This is a genomic window from Vibrio sp. McD22-P3, assembly GCF_021568915.1.
In the GTDB taxonomy this organism is placed as follows: Bacteria; Pseudomonadota; Gammaproteobacteria; order Enterobacterales; family Vibrionaceae; genus Vibrio; species Vibrio mediterranei.
On sequence record NZ_JAKGTN010000036.1, the window covers coordinates 1 to 19260 of the forward strand.

At 43.6% G+C, this 19260-nt stretch carries 12 protein-coding genes; 4 read left to right on the forward strand and 8 right to left on the reverse strand.

Translation table 11 applies throughout. From position 1 onward, the window contains the following. Positions 1 to 6 precede the first annotated feature (6 nt). Entirely contained in the window at positions 7 to 10122 is a 10116-nt protein-coding gene (locus L2W36_RS25890) for a VCBS domain-containing protein (protein WP_236111953.1), read from the forward strand. A 69-nt stretch (positions 10123 to 10191) separates the two neighbouring features. On the opposite strand, the gene sstT is transcribed toward L2W36_RS25890, so the two are convergent. Then, the gene (gene sstT / locus L2W36_RS25895; RefSeq protein ID WP_006070241.1) at positions 10192 to 11409 is read right to left on the reverse strand and encodes a serine/threonine transporter SstT; all 1218 of its coding nucleotides are present in this window, start codon (positions 11407 to 11409) and stop codon (positions 10192 to 10194) included. A gap of 588 nt (positions 11410 to 11997) precedes the next feature. Here sstT and L2W36_RS25900 point away from each other — a divergent pair. Then, positions 11998 to 12522 carry a CueP family metal-binding protein gene (locus L2W36_RS25900; RefSeq protein WP_006070239.1) on the forward strand — a complete coding sequence of 175 codons (525 nt, stop codon included), beginning with the start codon at positions 11998 to 12000 and terminating at the stop codon, positions 12520 to 12522. A gap of 69 nt (positions 12523 to 12591) precedes the next feature. Here L2W36_RS25900 and rsgA read toward each other — a convergent pair whose 3' ends face one another. From rsgA to L2W36_RS25925, 5 genes are all read right to left on the reverse strand, one after another. Next, positions 12592 to 13647: a ribosome small subunit-dependent GTPase A gene (gene rsgA / locus L2W36_RS25905; protein WP_062461805.1), complete on the reverse strand. Its 1056-nt coding sequence runs from the start codon at positions 13645 to 13647 to the stop codon at positions 12592 to 12594. A gap of 539 nt (positions 13648 to 14186) precedes the next feature. After that, entirely contained in the window at positions 14187 to 14684 is a 498-nt protein-coding gene (locus L2W36_RS25910; protein WP_038230861.1) for a DUF1269 domain-containing protein, read from the reverse strand. Between the two features lie 9 nt (positions 14685 to 14693). Further along, positions 14694 to 15089 carry an HdeA/HdeB family chaperone gene (locus L2W36_RS25915; RefSeq protein WP_038221944.1) on the reverse strand — a complete coding sequence of 132 codons (396 nt, stop codon included), beginning with the start codon at positions 15087 to 15089 and terminating at the stop codon, positions 14694 to 14696. A 12-nt stretch (positions 15090 to 15101) separates the two neighbouring features. Next, a complete protein-coding gene (locus L2W36_RS25920) occupies positions 15102 to 15773 on the reverse strand; it encodes a ferritin family protein (protein WP_006070235.1) in 672 nt (223 codons plus the stop codon). 10 nt (positions 15774 to 15783) lie between these two features. Next, entirely contained in the window at positions 15784 to 16101 is a 318-nt protein-coding gene (locus tag L2W36_RS25925) for an HPF/RaiA family ribosome-associated protein (RefSeq protein ID WP_038230859.1), read from the reverse strand. Positions 16102 to 16432: 331 nt separating this feature from the next. Here L2W36_RS25925 and L2W36_RS25930 point away from each other — a divergent pair, with 331 nt between their 5' ends. Both L2W36_RS25930 and L2W36_RS25935 read left to right on the forward strand, forming a co-directional pair. Next, positions 16433 to 16858 carry a universal stress protein gene (locus tag L2W36_RS25930; RefSeq protein WP_236111954.1) on the forward strand — a complete coding sequence of 142 codons (426 nt, stop codon included), beginning with the start codon at positions 16433 to 16435 and terminating at the stop codon, positions 16856 to 16858. A 264-nt stretch (positions 16859 to 17122) separates the two neighbouring features. Further along, the gene (locus tag L2W36_RS25935) at positions 17123 to 17347 is read left to right on the forward strand and encodes a hypothetical protein (RefSeq protein WP_006070232.1); all 225 of its coding nucleotides are present in this window, start codon (positions 17123 to 17125) and stop codon (positions 17345 to 17347) included. A gap of 124 nt (positions 17348 to 17471) precedes the next feature. On the opposite strand, the gene L2W36_RS25940 is transcribed toward L2W36_RS25935, so the two are convergent. Together L2W36_RS25940 and tolC are read right to left on the reverse strand one after the other, a co-directional pair. Continuing rightward, the gene (locus tag L2W36_RS25940) at positions 17472 to 17840 is read right to left on the reverse strand and encodes a hypothetical protein (protein WP_236111955.1); all 369 of its coding nucleotides are present in this window, start codon (positions 17838 to 17840) and stop codon (positions 17472 to 17474) included. A gap of 86 nt (positions 17841 to 17926) precedes the next feature. Then, positions 17927 to 19249 (reverse strand): outer membrane channel protein TolC, encoded by a 1323-nt coding sequence (gene tolC / locus L2W36_RS25945; protein ID WP_236111956.1) that lies wholly within the window; start codon positions 19247 to 19249, stop codon positions 17927 to 17929. Between the last annotated feature and the right edge of the window lie 11 nt (positions 19250 to 19260).

Consider the following 19260-nt stretch of genomic DNA (forward strand, 5'->3'; position numbering starts at 1 on the left):
GGTGCTGTGACTGAAGCGGGCCATGATGACGATGGCAATGTTATATCAGGTACACCAACGGCTACCGGTACCTTGACTGCGGATGATGTAGACGCTGATTCACAGTTGAAGTTTGCTGTGGACAATGGCGACAGTCCTTACGGCAAACTTGTGGTGCAAGAAGGTGGCCAATGGACCTTTACGCTAGATAACACCACGACTGAGACGCAAGCACTCAAAGAAGGCGAAACTAAAGACGTTAGCTTTACGGTCAAAGTGACCGATGAGTCAAGCAGTACTCTCGCAGCTACCGTTACTGAAGCTGGGCATACGGACTCTGGTGTTACAGTGCCTGGAACGGATGTCGCAACTGGGACGTTAGTTGGTACTGATGTTGACGCAGATAGCACGCTGACATATTACATCGAGAATGGTATTAGCGATTATGGAAACATGGTTGTGTTGCCAGATGGTCGATGGACCTTTACGCTGAACAATAATTCAGAGCAAACTCAAGCTCTGAAAGAAGGGCAGACAAAAGACGTCAACTTTACAGTGACAGTTCGCGATGAGCACGGTGCTATTAATAATGAAGTGGTGACCATTTCTATCAAAGGTACCAATGACAAACCAACCTTTGTTGACTCGAGTGAGCTATCGGGCAATGTTATTGAATCAGGGCATTTGGACAATGGAACGGCTGTTCCAGGAACTCCATCTGCGTCTGGTCAGTTGCATGCAGAAGATATTGATGCAGATGCTAAGTTAACCTTCTCTGTTGAAAATGGAGCAACGGGTTATGGCAATTTAGTGGTTCAACCAAATGGCCAATGGACATTTGCACTAGATAATAACTCCTCGCTAACTCAGGCGCTAAGAGAAAATGAAACTAAAGAGTTGTCTTTTACCGTAAAAGTCACGGATGAATTTGGCGCGACTGATACTGAAGTCGTCAAAATTACCATCACAGGTACTAATGATAAACCAACGATAACCCAATCAAGTGATCTGTCTGGCGATGTAAAAGAAGCAGGACATCAAGATGATGGCACGCCAGTTACTGGTACTGCAGAGGTTGAAGGCACGCTGATTGGTGCTGACGTAGATGCTGGCTCAAGCCTCACTTTCTCAATTGATGATGGTAGCAGTGACTATGGCACATTGGTTGTCGACGATGATGGTGACTGGAAGTTTACTCTAGATAATACGTCTTCTCAGGTACAGTCTTTGAAAGAAGGTCAGAGCCACGATGTTACTTTCACTGTGAAAGTACGGGATGAATTAGGCGCGATTAACACTGAAACCGTCACCATTACCGTTAAGGGCACGAATGACCAACCGACATTTACTAGTTCTAGTGTTCTTAATGGGGCTGTCACAGAGGCCGGACACTTAGATGACGGAACGGTTGTTGCGGGTGTCGCCGTTGCTGCTGGTACATTGACTGCGACAGATGTTGATGCGGATGCTCAGCTTAAGTTCTCAGTGGATAATGGAAGCAATGATTATGGTGAATTGGTTGTTCAGGAAAATGGCCAATGGAAGTTTACATTAGACAACAACTCTGTACATACACAAGCACTGAGAGAAAATGAAACTAAAGAGCTTTCATTTACGGTTAAGGTCACTGATGAGTTTGGTGCAGTAAATACCGAAGTCGTCAAAATCAATATTACAGGGACCAATGATCAACCACAGATCACTAGCGCTAGCAATCTGACCGGCACTGTAATTGAGGCCGGAAATAATGATGACGGTACGATTGTTTCCGGAGTCACTCAAGCGACAGGTACGTTGGTTGGCTCTGATGCAGATGCCGGCAGTAATCTAACGTACTACGTCAATGACGGTAGTAGTGACTTTGGTAACTTAGTTGTTTTACCAGATGGCCAATGGACCTTTACATTAGATAATAACTCTCCCGAAACTCAGGCGCTCAAAGAGGGACAAACTCAGGATATTCACTTTACCGTTACGGTAAGAGATGAGTTGGGTGCGCTAAATACTGAAGTCATTACTATTTCGGTAAAAGGTACTAACGATCAACCCACGTTCACCAATGCAAGTGACTTAAGTGGTTCGGTGGTCGAGGCCGGAAATTTAGATGACGGAACTTCTGTAGCTGGTACACGAATTGCCACTGGTACATTACACGGTACTGATATCGATGCCGATGCACAGTTGACTTTCTCTGTCGACAACGGTTCAACACCATACGGAAACCTTGTAGTTCAACCTGATGGTCAGTGGAAGTTCGTATTGAAGAATGGTTCGAAAGAAACCCAAGCTTTAAGAGAAGGTGAAACTAAAGAACTTACGTTCAATGTTAAAGTGACCGATGAGTTCGGAGCAGTGAGTACAGAAGTCGTATCCATTGATATTACGGGTACCAATGACGCACCGAAAATTAAAATCAATGGCAATACTAACTTAGTCGAAGATGGTGTTGAATCTCGCTCGGGAGCTTTGAAAGATGGAGACCCTGATGCTAACGATGACCATACTTGGGAAATTACTGATAGTAACGGTGGTGTTGGTGAGTACGGTACTCTGACTATTTTTGAGAATGCCAATGGTGTCACCAAATGGCGATACGATCTTGAAACGTCCAGCGCTCAAAGTGGCAAAGTACAAGCATTGGCTCATGGTGAAGTAGTCACGGAAACATTTACCATCAAAGTGACCGATGAGTTTGGTGCCGTTAATGAAAAAACCATCACTCTAAATATCACGGGGACCAACGATCAGCCAGTCATTAATGGAGACTTTGTAGGTAGTGTTACCGAAGATGATTTCCCTAACAATGACCCCTCTCAGCCTATCAAATTTGTCGGCCAGCTTGCTCCAGGAGATGTCGATACCAATGACACACATGCCTGGTCTTTGAATACCGGGAAAGGACAGTTCGGTAACATTTCTATCGATCCAGTGACTGGTGAATGGACTTACACCCTCAATAATAGCAACCCGTCTGTGCAAGCATTGAGACCGGGAGATACACCGCTAACGGAAACCTTCACCGTCACGGTTAAAGACAGCTCAGGTCAATCCAATGGTTCTGATACTCAAACCATTACGATCAATATTTCTGGAACGAATGATGCTCCAGAACTTGCGGGCACTACAACTGGTAGTGTTATCGAAGACACTCCAGGACGTGAAGTGGCGACGGGTAACCTTGCCGTATCTGACATTGATTCTACTGATACTCATTCTTGGCAGGTTCAGGGTGAGAATCCAGTCAATGGGAAAGCGACGGGTACCTACGGTCAGCTGTCGGTTGATGATAATGGTAAGTGGACTTATGAGCTCGACAGTGACTCACTGGCTACTCGCTCAATACCACCAGGCATGACGGTAACAGATACTTTCCAAGTTGTTGTAACGGACGCTGGCGGTTTAACAGACACGATTACTGTTACGGTATCCGTTGCGGGCACCAACAGTGAACCAGAAATTGTTGTTAAACCTGAATATACCGTTATAGAAGATGGAGCCGCTTTGAGTGGAACGATCATTGCGGGTATTCCGACCCAAGATCAACTAGATAACAATGTTATCGGTGGTGGTGATCCAGATCAGGGTGAAATCGTCTCTTGGAGTGTATTGCAAAGTGGTCAATACGGTACTTTCAGTATTGATGAAGCCACAGGTACGTGGACTTATGTGCTGAACAATAACCACCCAGATGTGGACTCGCTTGATAAGGGAGACATATTACCTGGTGGTGACACTGTTCAGATTCGGGTTAGAGATAAGTATGGTGTTGAGTCGATTCAAGAAATCAAGATTGTTATCGAAGGTGAAAATGACGCACCGAACATCACTGGCGCTCAAAATAAGGTTATTTTTGAAGATGCTATAGAAGCGGGTCAATATACAACATCGGGTCAATTAAGTTCTGGTGATGTTGATGCGGACGATGTTCATCAATGGGAAATCAGTGATTCGAACAACGGTCGTGGTGAATATGGCACGCTTACAATGGACTCGAATGGTAAGTGGACGTTTACCTATGACCAACAAAGCAAGCTTTCTGAAATCCGAGCATTGAAACCTGGGCAGATTGTTACCGATGTTTTTGAAGTGAAAGTAACTGATAGTCAAGGCGCTACTTCTGTTGAAACCGTTACGATTCAAATTGAAGGCCAGAATGACGCACCAGTTGTCACAGGAGACGTGTCCGCTACTTATGTAGAGGACAATGGAACAGATGATACCAGCGATGACTCTACACCAATTGAGGGACAATTAGTTCTTACTGATTATGACAATGACGATAAAGCCGAAGTGGTTATTTCTTCAGGACAAAGTCACAACGTCTATAACGGTTTAAGTGGTGAGCTCTCAATCGATAAAGATGGTAAATGGTCATTTGTACCAAAAAATGATGTTTTACAATCGCTTGCCGAGGGTGAAACCGAGACTGAAGTCTTTACCATTTTGGTGACAGATAGAAATGGTGCAACAGTTACCCAAGATATTACGATTACGATTGAAGGCCGAAATGATGTACCAGTTATTTCTGGTGAATCAACAGGTACCGTAGTGGAAGATGGCACGGCAGCACAGTTTGGTATCGATCTTACGCGAACTGATGGTCAATTGTCTGCCGTTGATGTAGACAACAACAGTTCTATTGTAAGTTGGTCAATAGAGAGTAGTGGTGCATCGGGCAGCGCTCCTTCGGGTGTTGGCACGTATGGGACCTTGACTCTTGGCAATGACGGTAAATGGACTTACGTTCTTGATAATTCATTACCTGCGACGCAAGCATTGATTGCGGGTGAAACGGTACAAGAAAAATTCTATGTTGTTGCGACGGATAACGACGGCGGTGTTTCAAACCGTCAAGAAATCGTAATTGATGTTATAGGTCAACAAGATCCAGGTGATGGTTCTGGCAGCGGCGGTATCATTCCTGTTGATGTCTCCGAACTAGAAGTCACGGAAGATCAACAATTGGTTGATAGAGACTCTTTCATTTTCCCTATCCCACAAGGTGCGAACTTTATACCCGTAAACGGTGGTGTTTATGGGCAGCTTGTTAGAACGGCAACTGGCGGTTGGAAATATGAATTGGACAACGATTCTGTGCTTGTTCAAGGCCTTGATGAAGGTGAGACAGCAACTGAGTCATGGCGAATTGTTGTTGGTCCGTTCTACATAGACGTCAATGTCACGATTAATGGTTCTGCGGATAAACCAGAAATTACTTACAACACGGACATTACAAAACCTCAAGATGACACAGTATTGCTCGGAGAAGCGCACGAAGATGTGACAGATTCTATATCGGGTGTACTGGGTGTAGATGATGCTGATCTAGGTGATTCTCACGTATGGGCAGTAGAAGATATACAGGGTGAATATGGTACGTTAACCATCGACCCTGATACTGGTAAATGGACGTACGTATTGGATCCATCAAAAGAGCTTCCTGCCGAAAAAGAGGTGTTTGATACATTCTACGTAACCGTGACTGATACTGAAGCTGGTGAGGGAGCGAGTACTAAATCGGATCGCCGAGAAGTGCAAGTGAAGGTAATAGGGTCAGCCGAAAACTTCGAAAACCCTAACCCGAATGATGAAAAATATATCGTCAAGACTATCACTGCCAATGAAGACAATAGCGATAGTAATGAAACAGGTACAGGTCCTTCTGAGATTGTCATTAGCTCGGATAACGCAGGTGGGCCTTTGGTACTAGATCCGAGCATAGAGCTTGGAAGTCAGATTACCTGGACTTTAGTTGATGGCAATGGAACGTATGGCAGTATTGTCGTTAATGATGATGGTTCTTGGGTCTTTACTTTAGATAATGACAGTAGAGCTGTGCAATCACTCCAAGAGGGAGAAACCAAGCACGATGTTTTTGAGGTTTACGCTGTAGATCAATACGGAAAAACTATTGTTGATGACAATGGTTTGCCACAAACACTCGAGATCGTTATTGATGTGAATGGTCAAAATGATGCGCCAACGCTCAAGGCTAATGTTGAAGAAACCATAGTTGCCGACGATGTTGATCAAACAATATCCGGAAAACTCGCTGTGACTGATATTGATACTCAAGATCAAGGGCATCATACATGGGTTGCTACACCTAACAACGTTAATAATGCCTATGGTACGTTGGTGTTTAATGCTGATGGTACATGGTCTTATAAAGTCGATCCAAATAACCCAGACATTATTGCGTTGGGTGCGAATGAAACTATTGAGCAGACTTGGACAGTCGTCGTTACTGACCCGAAAGGTGCAACAGCAACACAAACTCTAACCATTAACATTCAGGGTGAAAACCAAGCACCTACGATGACCACTGTTGATGGAACTGTGACTGAAGACGTCATCGATAGCGGTGGAACAACCGTATCAGTAACTAAGGCTATTGTATTAGATGATCTTGATACTAACGATACTGTTACGCTAGACCCTACTAATTTGGATGGTACTTACGGCCACTTTACCGTTGACCCATCTACAAATACTTGGAAATACGTTCTATTCAACGACAAGCCTCATGTTCAATCATTAGGTGAAGGCGTCACGGTAACGGAAGAGTTCACAATACGCGCAACCGATCAATTCGGTGCTGAAGTTACTCAAAAAGTAGAAGTGACGGTAGTCGGTTCTAACGATCAACCAACCGTATCAGGCTCGGCTTCAGGCTCAGTAAGTGATGCTTTGGGTAGCACCGCGGCAGGTAAAGTCACGGTCTCCGATGTTGACGTTGGTGACACTCATACCTTCTCTGTAAAACAAGACTCAAATCTTGGTACGTTCACTGTTGATAACAACGGTAACTGGAAGTTCGTGGTTGACGAGAACAATCCAGAGATTAATGCGCTAGCCAAAGGGCAGACTAAAACTATTCAAGTGAGTGTTGTCGCGACAGACAGTTCTGGCGTAACGGCAACAGAAGAGTCCAACGAACATGTCATTAATATCACTATTGTCGGTACCAACGATGCACCGCAAATCGTGGATATTGGCGAACAAATGGCGACGGAAAACACCACGACGCAGCTTACTGGCAACTTTGACTCTGGTGATGTTGATACTGTTAATGTGGCGGATAGCCATCACTGGCAAGTAGTCTCTGGTGATCCAAGAGGCGAATTGACGGTCGATCCGGTGACCGGAGCTTGGACCTTTAATCTGACTGGTGATTTTGAATATTTATCAGAAGGTGAAACGCTGTCTAGTCCATTGAGCTATCAAGTGAAAGTCACGGATGAACACGGTGCCTCAGATACTATTACTGTCAATTTCCAAGTGACAGGTACCAACGATGCTCCAACCATTGTTGCTGCAAATACCGTTGCCACTGGTACCGTACATGAAGATCCAGCAGGCGCAGAATCTGGCACGGCTAATGGTGTGGTGACGATCGCTGATGTTGACCATAACGATACTCACAGCTATAGCTTGAGTAACTCCGGTATGGTGACGGAAATCCAAGGTACGTACGGTACGCTTAAGCTAATTGCAGGAGATACACCGGAAAGTGTCAAGTGGGAGTACGTACTAGACCAAGATAAAGCCAACAGTCTTAACGATGGTCCAGTCACTGAAAACTTTGACCTATTTATTGAGAGCTTGGTTGGTGGTGTGGCTCAAGGCGATGCAATCAAGCAGACAATTGAAGTCACGGTCGAAGGCCGTAACGACGCTGCGATAGTTGCTCCTGAGTCTCAAACGCATGCCGAGACCGATGCACCGCTGCAGATGTCAGGCAATCTCAACTCAACGGACGTCGATAACCCTGACGATACGTTTACGGTTCAAAACAATAAGCAAGGCACATACGGTACGTTTAGTATCGATGCCAACGGCGAATGGACGTTTGTGGCTAACCAAGCATTCAATTCTTTGAATGTTGGTCAAAGTGTTGAAGAAACCTTTGCTGTTACTACTATCGATGGAACGCCAACGAGTGTGACGGTGAAGATCGAGGGTACCAATGATGCCGCTACGGTAAGTGTTGGCTCTGTGGAGCGAGATGAAACGGATGCTCCATTGACAATTACCGATACCTTAACGTCTAGTGATGTTGATAACGCGGATAATACCTTTACGCCTAGCAGCAAAGTAGGGACGTACGGTACGTTCAGTATTGATGCCAATGGTGTTTGGACATTTGTTGCTAAAGAGTCATTTGATCATTTAAACGTCGGTCAAAGCGTCTCAGAAACGTTCGATGTCACCTCTGTTGATGGCACGCCATCGACTGTTACGGTGAAAATCAACGGTACCAACGATGCTGCAGACATTAGTGCTGCTACTGAGAACCTTACAGAAAGTAACAGCATACTAACGGCTAACGGGACGCTGACGGCAGATGACCCTGATAATGCAAATAACGTATTTGTTGCTCAAAATGGGACAGTGGGTAACTTAGGTACGTTTACCCTGACGGCAGCGGGCGTGTGGACATTCACCGCTAAGAGTAATTTCGATAACCTAGCAGAAGGTCAGAAAGCAGAAGAGAGCTTTACGGTGACTTCTATTGATGGCACTACCTCTGAGGTGAAGATAGTCATCACGGGTACTAATGATGCCGCTACAGTGAGCAGTGCAGATGTGACCTTGCAGGAAACAGACGCGGTGCTGAGTACAAGTGGTACATTAACCTCTTTAGATATCGATAATCCTGACAATAAGTTCCAGGAACAGACCAATGTCGCAGGTAATCATGGTACGTTCTCTATCGATGCTGATGGAAACTGGACGTATATTGCAAACGAGTCATTCAATAGTTTAAATGTGGGCCAATCGGTCGATGATACCTTTAACGTGAAATCTGTGGATGGCACCGTATCGACAGTCAAAGTAACCATCCAAGGCACCAACGATGCGCCAAGCATCACTGGTGATTTTGCCAAAGGTGTTCAAGAAGGTGTGACTGATTCTGTGTCCGGAACAGTGAACATCACCGATGTGGATAGTGCCTCGGTGACTCGCTCGTTGCGTAACGGGACATTGAGTGGTGATACATTCACTGCGACAGGCCAGTATGGGACGCTTACATTCAACGTGGCGACTGGCGTGTGGGCGTACGTATTACTTACTGGCAGCAGTAATGCACTCACTGGAGACCAAACTGCTACAGAGACGTTCTATATTGAAGCTACAGATGGCGCTCCTGGTGGTGATAGCGTACAGCCAATTACCATCACAGTGACGGGGAACAAAGGTCAGATTGGCGATAGTTCGCTTGACGACATTCTTACCGCAACCTCGGATGATGAGTGGCTATTTGGTAACTCTATTCCTATTGGCGGTGGTACTAGTGTGGACACTGATTCGCAAGATACTTTCCGTTGGGAAACAGCGAGTCTCGCTGGAACGGATACGATTAAAGACTTTGATGTACGTGACTTTGCAGCCACTGATCCAAACGTGAAACATGATGTGGTTGACCTAACTGCAGTCGACTTTAAAGCGGACCAGCAATTAACAGACCAGTTGAGTGTGTCAGAGCAGTCTGGTGATACGGTTATTGAGATCAGTGATAGTGGGGCAGTGTTACAGTCTATTGTATTGGAAGGTGTGACACTGACATCGCTTCTAGGTGTGTCTCAACAGGAAGTGGACAGTATGACGCCAACTGAGGTGCTACTGGCTCTACATCAATCTGAGCAGCTCACGCTACCCGACCAAATTCGCATTGGTACAGGAGCATCTGAGACGTTAATTGGTACGGATGAGAGTGACATTATCTACGGCGGTGGCGGTAACGATATTCTTACCGGTGGAGACGGCTTTGATTTATTCTTGTTTACTGAGGAAGGTGCTGGCACCACAACCAACCCTGCAGAGCAAACCGTAACGGATTTCCATATTGGTGATGATAAGTTGGATATCTCTGACTTGTTGCCAGATCACGACAATTTAGGTGATTTGCTAGGAAACATTACCATTACGGTTAATGATGATCCGAACGACAACACTGATCCAGCGACAACAGTTATCAGTGTCACCAACAATGGTGAGCAAACGGATATAACTCTTGAGGGTATTGGATGGAATGACTTGGGTATTGCCGATAGTAATGTAATGACTGATCAAGGAAATCATCAGTCAGAGTTACTGAATCAGCTAGACCACTTGAGCATCATTAAGGTAGACCCGTAGAGACGGGTCGTTATAAAACGAAAAAGGGCTGCGCGATGCGCAGCCCTTTGTTTTTGTTTGAGTACAATGTTAGCTCAATTTGTTCTGCTCTGCTTTACAAACCGCCGCAGTGAACACTACGTCTGTTGAGCTGTTCAGTGCTGTTTCTGCTGAATCCTGAATCACGCCGATAATAAAACCAACAGCAACCACTTGCATCGCCACATCGTTCGAAATACCGAATAGACCACATGCTAGAGGGATGAGCAGTAGAGAACCACCAGCCACGCCTGATGCGCCGCATGCTGATACTGCAGCAACAATACTCAGTAGCAATGCTGTCAGGATATCAATTTCAATGCCCATAGTATGAACCGCTGCTAGTGTTAGCACAGTAATTGTAATCGCAGCACCAGCCATGTTAATGGTTGCACCTAGTGGAATAGAGACTGAATAGGTATCTTCATCTAGGTCTAATTTTTCACAGAGCGTCATGTTGACTGGAATGTTTGCCGCACTTGAACGAGTGAAGAAAGCCGTTACACCACTTTCACGAAGGCATTGGAATACAAGTGGATATGGATTCTCTTTGGTTTTTACATAAACGATGATTGGGTTCACAACAAGGGCAATGATCGCCATTGCAGTAAGTAGAACGAATAGTAGTTGCGCGTAACCAGCAAGTGCCGAAAAGCCCGTTGTTGCAAATGTATTAGCTACAAGACCAAAGATACCAAATGGCGCTAGGCGGATTATAAAGCGCACGATCTGTGAAACACCATGACTCAGGTCTTCGAACACTGCTTTTGTCGTATCAGATGCGTGGTGTAGTGCTAAACCTAGACCAATTGCCCAAGCTAGAATACCAATATAGTTCGCGTTCATTAACGCACTGACCGGGTTATCTACAAGCTTAAACAACAACGTGTGAAGGACTTCTGCAATACCTTGAGGTGGTGTTGCACCTTCTGCACCAGCAACGAGGGTGAGCTCCGTTGGGAAAAGGAAACTTAGTAATACCGCTGTCAATGATGCGGAGAAAGTACCAATTAGATATAACACCACGATTGGGCGCATGTGAGTGGTTTGGTTTTTCTTTTGATTAGCAATAGAAGCTGCAACAAGAATGAAGACTAAAATTGGGGCAACAGCTTTCAATGCTCCGACAAACAGGCTACCAAGCATTCCGAAGCTTTGAGCAGTTGAAGGAGAAGCGAGTGCGAGGATAACACCAAAAACGATACCCGCTAGGATCTGGAGAACCAGGTTGCCATTGGCATAGCGAGCTAACAAGCTAGAACTTTGCATTTTTTATCCCTGTATAAGTGGTGCCGGACCTAATGTCGTTTGACGACTCCTATTCGTTTAGATAAGAGTTTTCGACGAAGATTGGTCGGCTTTATTTTGTAAAAAAGTGTGTTTGCGCGTTTTATATTATCCATGCAAATTAATGTGTCTACATATAATTTATTTTTAGATAAAATTTGTGGTATTTGTTGCAATTTATAGTTTATTGTTTTGATAAATGTTACCAAATTGATGTTTTTGTACAACGCAGTATTCAAAACATCAGCGTGATAATGAAAATTCTAGAGGGACTGTTGTGTGTCTCATTTGCCCAGTTCTACAGCCAATCCATTCGAAATGATCATAAATGGAATATCGTTTATCAGATACTGGGTTGTTTTATATGATTTTTTATCAATATTCTCTGTTGACCCTCCCCTTAGGGTAAAGGTTAGTTTGGTTCGTAGGCTAACGACAGAAGGGGAACATCATGGGATGTTGTAATAAAGCGCCAGCAGGCGGCGGAGCAAGTATGGGCACTGCACTTAAATATATCGCAATCATTGGTGTGGTTGTATTCGCTCTTGCTTACTTCTTTGGGTGAATACGATGCGTAGATTAATCTTAGTTGCTTCAATGCTAGCGAGTTTTGGTGTGTTTGCGAGTCAAGGTTCAGAGTTTTCCAAACTGACACCTCATGAAGCGCTAGACGAGGCGAATGCTATGTTTCGTACTGGTGAAGCTTCTATTCAAGTGAAACCAACAAAGATTGTTGGACAGTTCAAAGATGGCAGCCTTGGGGCAGTGCCACTTGAGAAGGAGTTCCTAGTCTCAATTGCACCTTATCTAAACAAAATGCACCCTTGTGATATGCACTTACCGACGGGTTGTACAGGTGAGTTGCAAAACGAGAAAATGGGCGTCACCGTTTATGATAAGGATAGTCATCGGCAGCTCTTATTCAAAATGGCTAAAACCAATCCTAACGGATTCATTGACTTATGGTTACCTAGGGACCGAGAACACCTTGAGATTATAGTGAACTATAAAGGCAAGAAAGCAACCAAAGTGATAGGAACAAGTATTATGGATAATACGTGTATTACTGATATGAAATTAGAAAGTGTATCGTAAAGCTCTATCAAAAAAAGACCGCGTAAAAGCGGTCTTTTGATTCATATTTACAACGTTAACTGACTAATGCTAATAGCCTTTTTTACGATGTCGACTCTCGCTTTGAACAGAACGATAAAACTTGCCAAGTTGTTTGTCGTTACTTCTTTTCTCCGCTAATGAAGCGCTGTTTCTAGCTTGTTCTCGCATCAGTTTAAAGTAGTTATCTACGCGCCTTGCGTCGATATCTCCATTCTCAAGTGCTTTACGCACCGCGCAGCCGGGTTCATTGGTGTGTTGGCAATCACTAAATCGACACTGCTCGACCAAAAGTTCAACGTCACTAAACGTTTCTGCTAATCCCTCTTCACTCGAGGTTAGCTGAATTTCCCTCATTCCAGGGGTATCGAGTAACAAACCGCCTTCTGGCATCTTGTGCATCGAGCGAGACGTCGTAGTATGACGACCTTTGCTATCATCCTCACGAATTGACCCTGTTGCCTGTGCTTGGTCGTCCATCAGGGTGTTCACCAAAGTGGATTTACCTACGCCAGATGAGCCCATGAAGGCAACGGTTTGTCCTTTGCCACACCAAGAGCGCAATCCTTGTAATGTATCGCTATCCAGTGCGTTCACAGTTTCTATGATCAAGAATGGGTCAAGCGCTTGTACTTGTTGTCGCTTGTCATCTACATCGTTACAGAGATCTGCTTTGGTTAGCACGATAACCGCTTCGGATCTCGCTTCATTCACCAGAGTGAGGTAACGCTCTATCCGACTTAGATTGAAGTCGTAATTGAGCGAACAAACAATAAAAACCGTGTCTACGTTGGCGGCAATGAATTGCTCATCTACTTTTGAACCAGGCGCTTTGCGACTGAACAAAGAACGGCGATCAAGAAGGCGAAGAAATCGATGTTGTTCATCGAGTAAAATCCAGTCACCAACCGTCATCTGAGGATAATGAATGTGATGTTCTAGATGGAACTCTTGTTGTTCCGTACAGACAACATATCCGCTGCGATGATGCGCAATGACGCGCCCTAGGACGATACCGTCGTATTCTTCTAATGTCAGTTGCTGTTGAAAAAATGTTTTCCAACCAAGTTCGTTAATTGAGATTGGATGGGTAAAAATAGAACTCATTGTTAGTACCTAAAAATACACAAAATATGCAATTTTAAATAGGGTCAGGTACTTACCGATGTAAGTGTGTGCGGGTGCACTAAGACCCCGGTAAAGGAACACCGGGTAAAGTATGATCGATTTCTAAACGAAATGAGAGTGCTGTTTGCTAATTAATTCGCTTTATTAAACCAACTTTACCAAGTGGGTACGCATTACAATCATCAAATTCCTCCAGATAGTGTTTGGTTAGGTGTCATCGTTAGCGATGATAGCACTAACATCAGAAAAGGCTAGTAGTTGATAATGCAGTGGGTATGGTTGGAGTAAAATTGTGACTTAAATTAGAAAGGTGTCAAACCATCATTAAGTAGAAATCACGGCTACCTAATGATGGTTCTCAACCCGTTTCAGTACGGGAGAGAGTGTAACTTTGTCATAGAGCAAAGGCATCAAATGGCGGTAAGTCATTTATAATTTAAATAACAAAAAAATAAAATGAAACATATCAAAGGACTATAGCTAATATATAGGAAGTGCACATCCATGTGCCGATTGGATTAAAGTGTGCTGCCTTTGTGGTTTTGGACAAAGTTGCGTGCTTTTTTTAGTTGTTCACTTTCACCATCGAATACGACTAAGTACTTGTCAGTTTTGATGGCGGTTTCATATTTGACAATGGTGTCTTTTGGAATACCAATACTGGCTAATGCTCCACCGATGGCTGTTACTCCACCTGTTATTGCAGCGCCTTCAACAGCACCTGCAACAGCAGCCACAATGGGGCCAGCGGCAACAACCGCCCCGATACCCGGTAACCAAAATAAGCCAGAGCCCACAAGTGCGCCCCAAATCCCGCCCCAGAAGGCACCTGTTTTCCCCCAGTTTTTGACGCGGTCGCCTGTGTTGTAGAAACCGGTAGCGTGCTCTTCCGTTTCATAGCCCTTCCCAATGATAGATATGCACTCTATAGGAAATCCCTGGTCGACTAAGGTGGTTACAATATGTTTTGCATCCAGATGTGTGTGCGCAATTGCGACAACGTTAGAATTATTCATCATTGATACCTATAGTAATTTTTCGATTTGTTCCGATTTAGCATCAGCGAGCTGCTTTGCGACAACTTTGTGTACTCGTGCAGCAGGAGCTTTGTGGCATTGGTCGACGATTTCATCAATTTCAATAGCATCTAATTGAGTGATATCGAACACTTGCACTTCACTATTGGATTTATGATTCCATGCAACTAGGTAACCTAACGTTACAGGCATCAGGTCGTAGTCTAATTCGAGGAACTCTGAACACGTCATAGTAGACTCAAAACTAGCTGTAGCAATTGGCTGTGAAAGTGTCACTTCACCAGTGTTTTCTGGCTGAGCGTTTGCGGCATAAGCCAAAATCGTAACCAGAGAAAACAAGCCTACGACTCCCTCAAAAACGAGTTTTTTTATACGTTTACTCAAAATTACTCCTGGCTATAAAATCGCAATCCGGTGGCTAGTTTCCGCCATTCGTCTTTGATAAGTTTTATCATGGTGACAAACGGGACACTCATCGAATGCCTTGGGGCTGATGTGTGTGTGACCACACTTTTCACAAATCCATTCAGTTGGTATTAGGCTCTCGAATTCAAAACCTGACTCAAGTCGATAGAGTAAATTAGATAAACGCTCATCATGCGTTTTCTCAATCGCCCCTATATTAAGAAAGTGATCCGCGACTACTGAATCACCGTGCGAGTTGCAGAGTTCAGACAACTCAGGATAAAACGCGACAGATTCAAAACTTTCGCCATCGATGCTGTCTTTTAACGCAGCGGCAATATCGGTTAAGCGAGCTCCTAACGTGCGTTGTTCTATATGTTTGAAATGAAGTTTGGCGTGTACCAGTTCATTGGCGGCAATATGTGCAAGCTGATCAGCGATATGGTGATAGCCTGACTTTCGCGCGAGCTTCGAGTATAAGTTATACTTCGTAAACGCCACTGCCTCGCCTTCAAAGGCTTTCTTAAGATAGATAGAGACGCTATCCATCTCTTTCACTTGCATTGACTGCTGGCAACACGTCAATTGACCACCGCCAACACATGTCACTTCGACTTCATTGCCACACAGGTTGCAATGATATGTTTGGTATTTTTCTATCATTGGCAGACCGTTACATTGGTTCGTTGTGGTGATGGTTCTGATGTTTAGCAGACAGCTTAGTCTTGTGTTTTTCTAATGAGTGTAAAACTGCTTGGGTCGCTTCTTGCAGAGCAATTGCGAATGTCGCGTTAGACTTTTTGGTGAAGAACTGTTCATGATCGAGATGTACAGTAAGCTCAACTTCGAACAGACGATAACTCTCATGATAGATAATATGGCATTTTTCTTGATCGATAGAATGAAAGTGCCCTTGAATATGAGCAAACTTCTCTTCGATAAGTGTTTTCATAGATGGAGTGATATCAACGTGCATAGATGTGATTTGCATTTATATTTCCCATTAAAATAGATACGTGAGTATTAGTGTTTTTAGGTGAGGCAAAATATTAAAACAAACCGCTCACCTCTAAATCATTAGTAGGTAAATACTGTATAAATTAAAAATATTCATTTTAAAACAGTTGGTTATGTGGTCTTGTTGATGGGCGTTTAGCTTTTGTTTTGGTTTTTTAGGTTTTATTAAAAAAACAGTTCTTTCCAGTGGAAATACTATCGGGATATTATCGCAATCTTATTTATTAGATTCTTCCTCGTATTAACTTAAAGAATGTTTGGATTAAAAATTCACCAATCAATAGATTGAAAATTCTTGAGGTAATATGAAATACAAAAATATACTTTTAGCGATAGACTTCGAGCATAGTGACGCTGAGCTCATCAAAAATGCCACTGACCTAGCATTTAGCTTAGGAGCGACAATCAGTCTGGTTTACGTTCACCCAAATGTGGAATACAACCCATATTCTTTAGCATACTGGGGAGATATTTATAGAGAGTTTGTTGCTGAACTTGAGCAAAAACACGACATAAAGGAGCTGGAATTTATTGTGAGTGCCTACCCGATCTCGAAGGAAAATATCTACATAAAAAACGGTGATGTTAGCCGGGAGATGCATGCTGTAATCGAAATTGTGGACGCTGATCTGATTATACTGGGCAAGCATCATAGTGTGGTCAATATGGAAGGAACGTTAGAAAGAAGCATGCGAAGCGTAGCAGGTTTAGATGTGTTGCTCGTTTCTTAGGTTTAATTTGCCGCATGTTTTACCTCATTGATAAAAATGCGGTGAGCCACTGATCAACGCCTGTTCTCGCTTCTGTCGACTTCAGCTATATGGAAAAGCAGCATGTCATCTGTCTTATGCTTATGGAGACATCATTCGGCGTTGGTTTGGTTGAGTTCTCAAAATGGCAGTCATTTGTGGAAAAACACTAACTATCATGAAGTTAAATGTATTGAGAAAATTATTAGAACAATTGCTCTAAATACAATGTAAAGAGGTAAAGATATGTCGAGCGAAGTGGGCGTTGATGAACATATAATCTTAGGTGATTACTGCACGTGTACTAAAAGAATGAACAGTGAGCCCACTGAAGTATTGAATGAATGTGATGGTAATGCAATTGCTGTATTGTCCAAGAATACGTTAGTCTACTACGCAGTCCCGATTGGACTGTTTGAAAAGATGTTAGCGGCATATGATGCGAGTTTATTCAACTTAATTGGCAGCTAAGTCGATCATCGGCCTCGCAGGATGCGAGGCTATCGGAAACATCAATCCAATAATGCCGACTCTTCCTATCCATAAACCACCCAGCTCATTTACATCCATCTTTATTGCATAATCCAACCCAACGTTAGCAAGTAATTTTTGCTGAACGCCTCGCCTTGCCGCTAATAAAAAATCGTAGAATTTTCTGAAGTTTAGAACGAAAAAACTGTTTAGCGGCTAACTTGTTTTCATATTTTTCGATTTTGTAATATAGCGACAGAAAAGCGTCTTCAATAGCATTATCGAGTAGCAAATCAGTGCGAAGGACATAGAAAGATTGTGTTTCTAAGTGCACCTTTAACGACACCTCATAATCGCCAAAACCATTATGAAAGACGACCTCACAACGACTAAAGAGTAGGTCTAAATTACGGTCCACTAAGAGTTGATATTTATCTGCAATAAGTGATGTCGTTTTAGGTTGGAGCTGCACGTTTTTACTTGTTATTTTCATTGTTAATCCGAAGTTTTGTTCATGTTCCTTGTAGAAAACATGCCCATGCCAGTCAATGGATGGGCGTAATTGATGAAGGAACTGCTTTAGTTGACCTTCTTTAGTCCAGCATTGATGTCTACGATATCTTGCTCGCTCAAAGTTCCTATCGCTTGCTTGAGCTGCACTTGCGATAAAATGTATTGGTAGCGTGCGTCAGACAGGTTCTTATTTGCTTGATAGACGTTCTGAGTGCTCTCTAGAACATCGACGATAGTGCGGGTGCCAACATTAAAGCCTTCTTGAGTGGCGGTAAGAGCTGATTCCGCGGAGATAACTGACTGTTTATAGGCTTGGATAGAACCGATGGAAGAACGAATATTATTATTAATGGCTCGAACATCTTTCTGTACTTCTCTGAACGTCGATTCCAAATCTTGGCTCGCAGAAACAAATTGATATTCAGCCTGCTTGGCTTCAGATGTGATGCGTCCACCAGAGTACACTGGTAAATCGATCGAAATTCCTAGGTTAAATAGGTTTTCATCGTCATCCATTTGTGCACCCGTCACTGGGTCATTAGGTTCGTTATAGTTTTTTGTATAGCTATAGTTCGATGTCAGTGAAATAGTCGGTAGATGGCCAGATTGAGCGAGAGAGATCTGTTCCTTGGCAACATCTTTTTGAATGCGATTTGCCAAAAGATCTAAGTTCTCATTTGTCGCCTGTGCGACGAGTTGATCAGCGTTTTTACTTGGTAACGAAGTAGAGAATCGAGCAGTATCTAACACAGCCAAATTACTCGCTTGTTGTCCTGTAATGGCTCGCAACTCTTCATATTCGTTCTCGACATTGTTTTTGGCTTGGATTTCCTGAGCTAGAACACTGTCATATTGCGCTCGTGCATCTTGTACATCGGTGATTGGAGCAATACCAACATCAAAACGCTGTTCGGTTTGCATTAGTTGCTTTACCACGGCCTGTTTCTCGGCTTGAATAAACCGCAGGTCATCTTCGGCACGCAATACATTAAAATACGCCTCGGCGACGTTATAGATGGCTTGTTGCTGTGTAGACGCATAGCGTGCATCGGCTTCACGGGCACTTTTCTCCGAGATAGTGAGGGCTATCCAGCTGCTGCGATCATAAATGGATTGGGACAATCCTAAGCTCAGATCCGTGGTGCTTCCGTCGGTTGTGTGACGATCGCTATTTTGATACGCGTAGCCTGCTGTTAGGTCGATCTGAGGTAGTAGTGCACTTCGAGTAGAGTTAATGGCTTCAAAGGCAGAGTCTCTTTGTGCAGAAGCTTTAAGTAACTGAGGATCGTTTTGCTTAGCTAAGTCGTAGATTTCAGTCAAAGTATCCGCTTTTACCGAGCTAGCTATGGCTAATAAAATAAGCGGTGTAATTTTAAATGTGTTTTTCATTCTAATGCCGT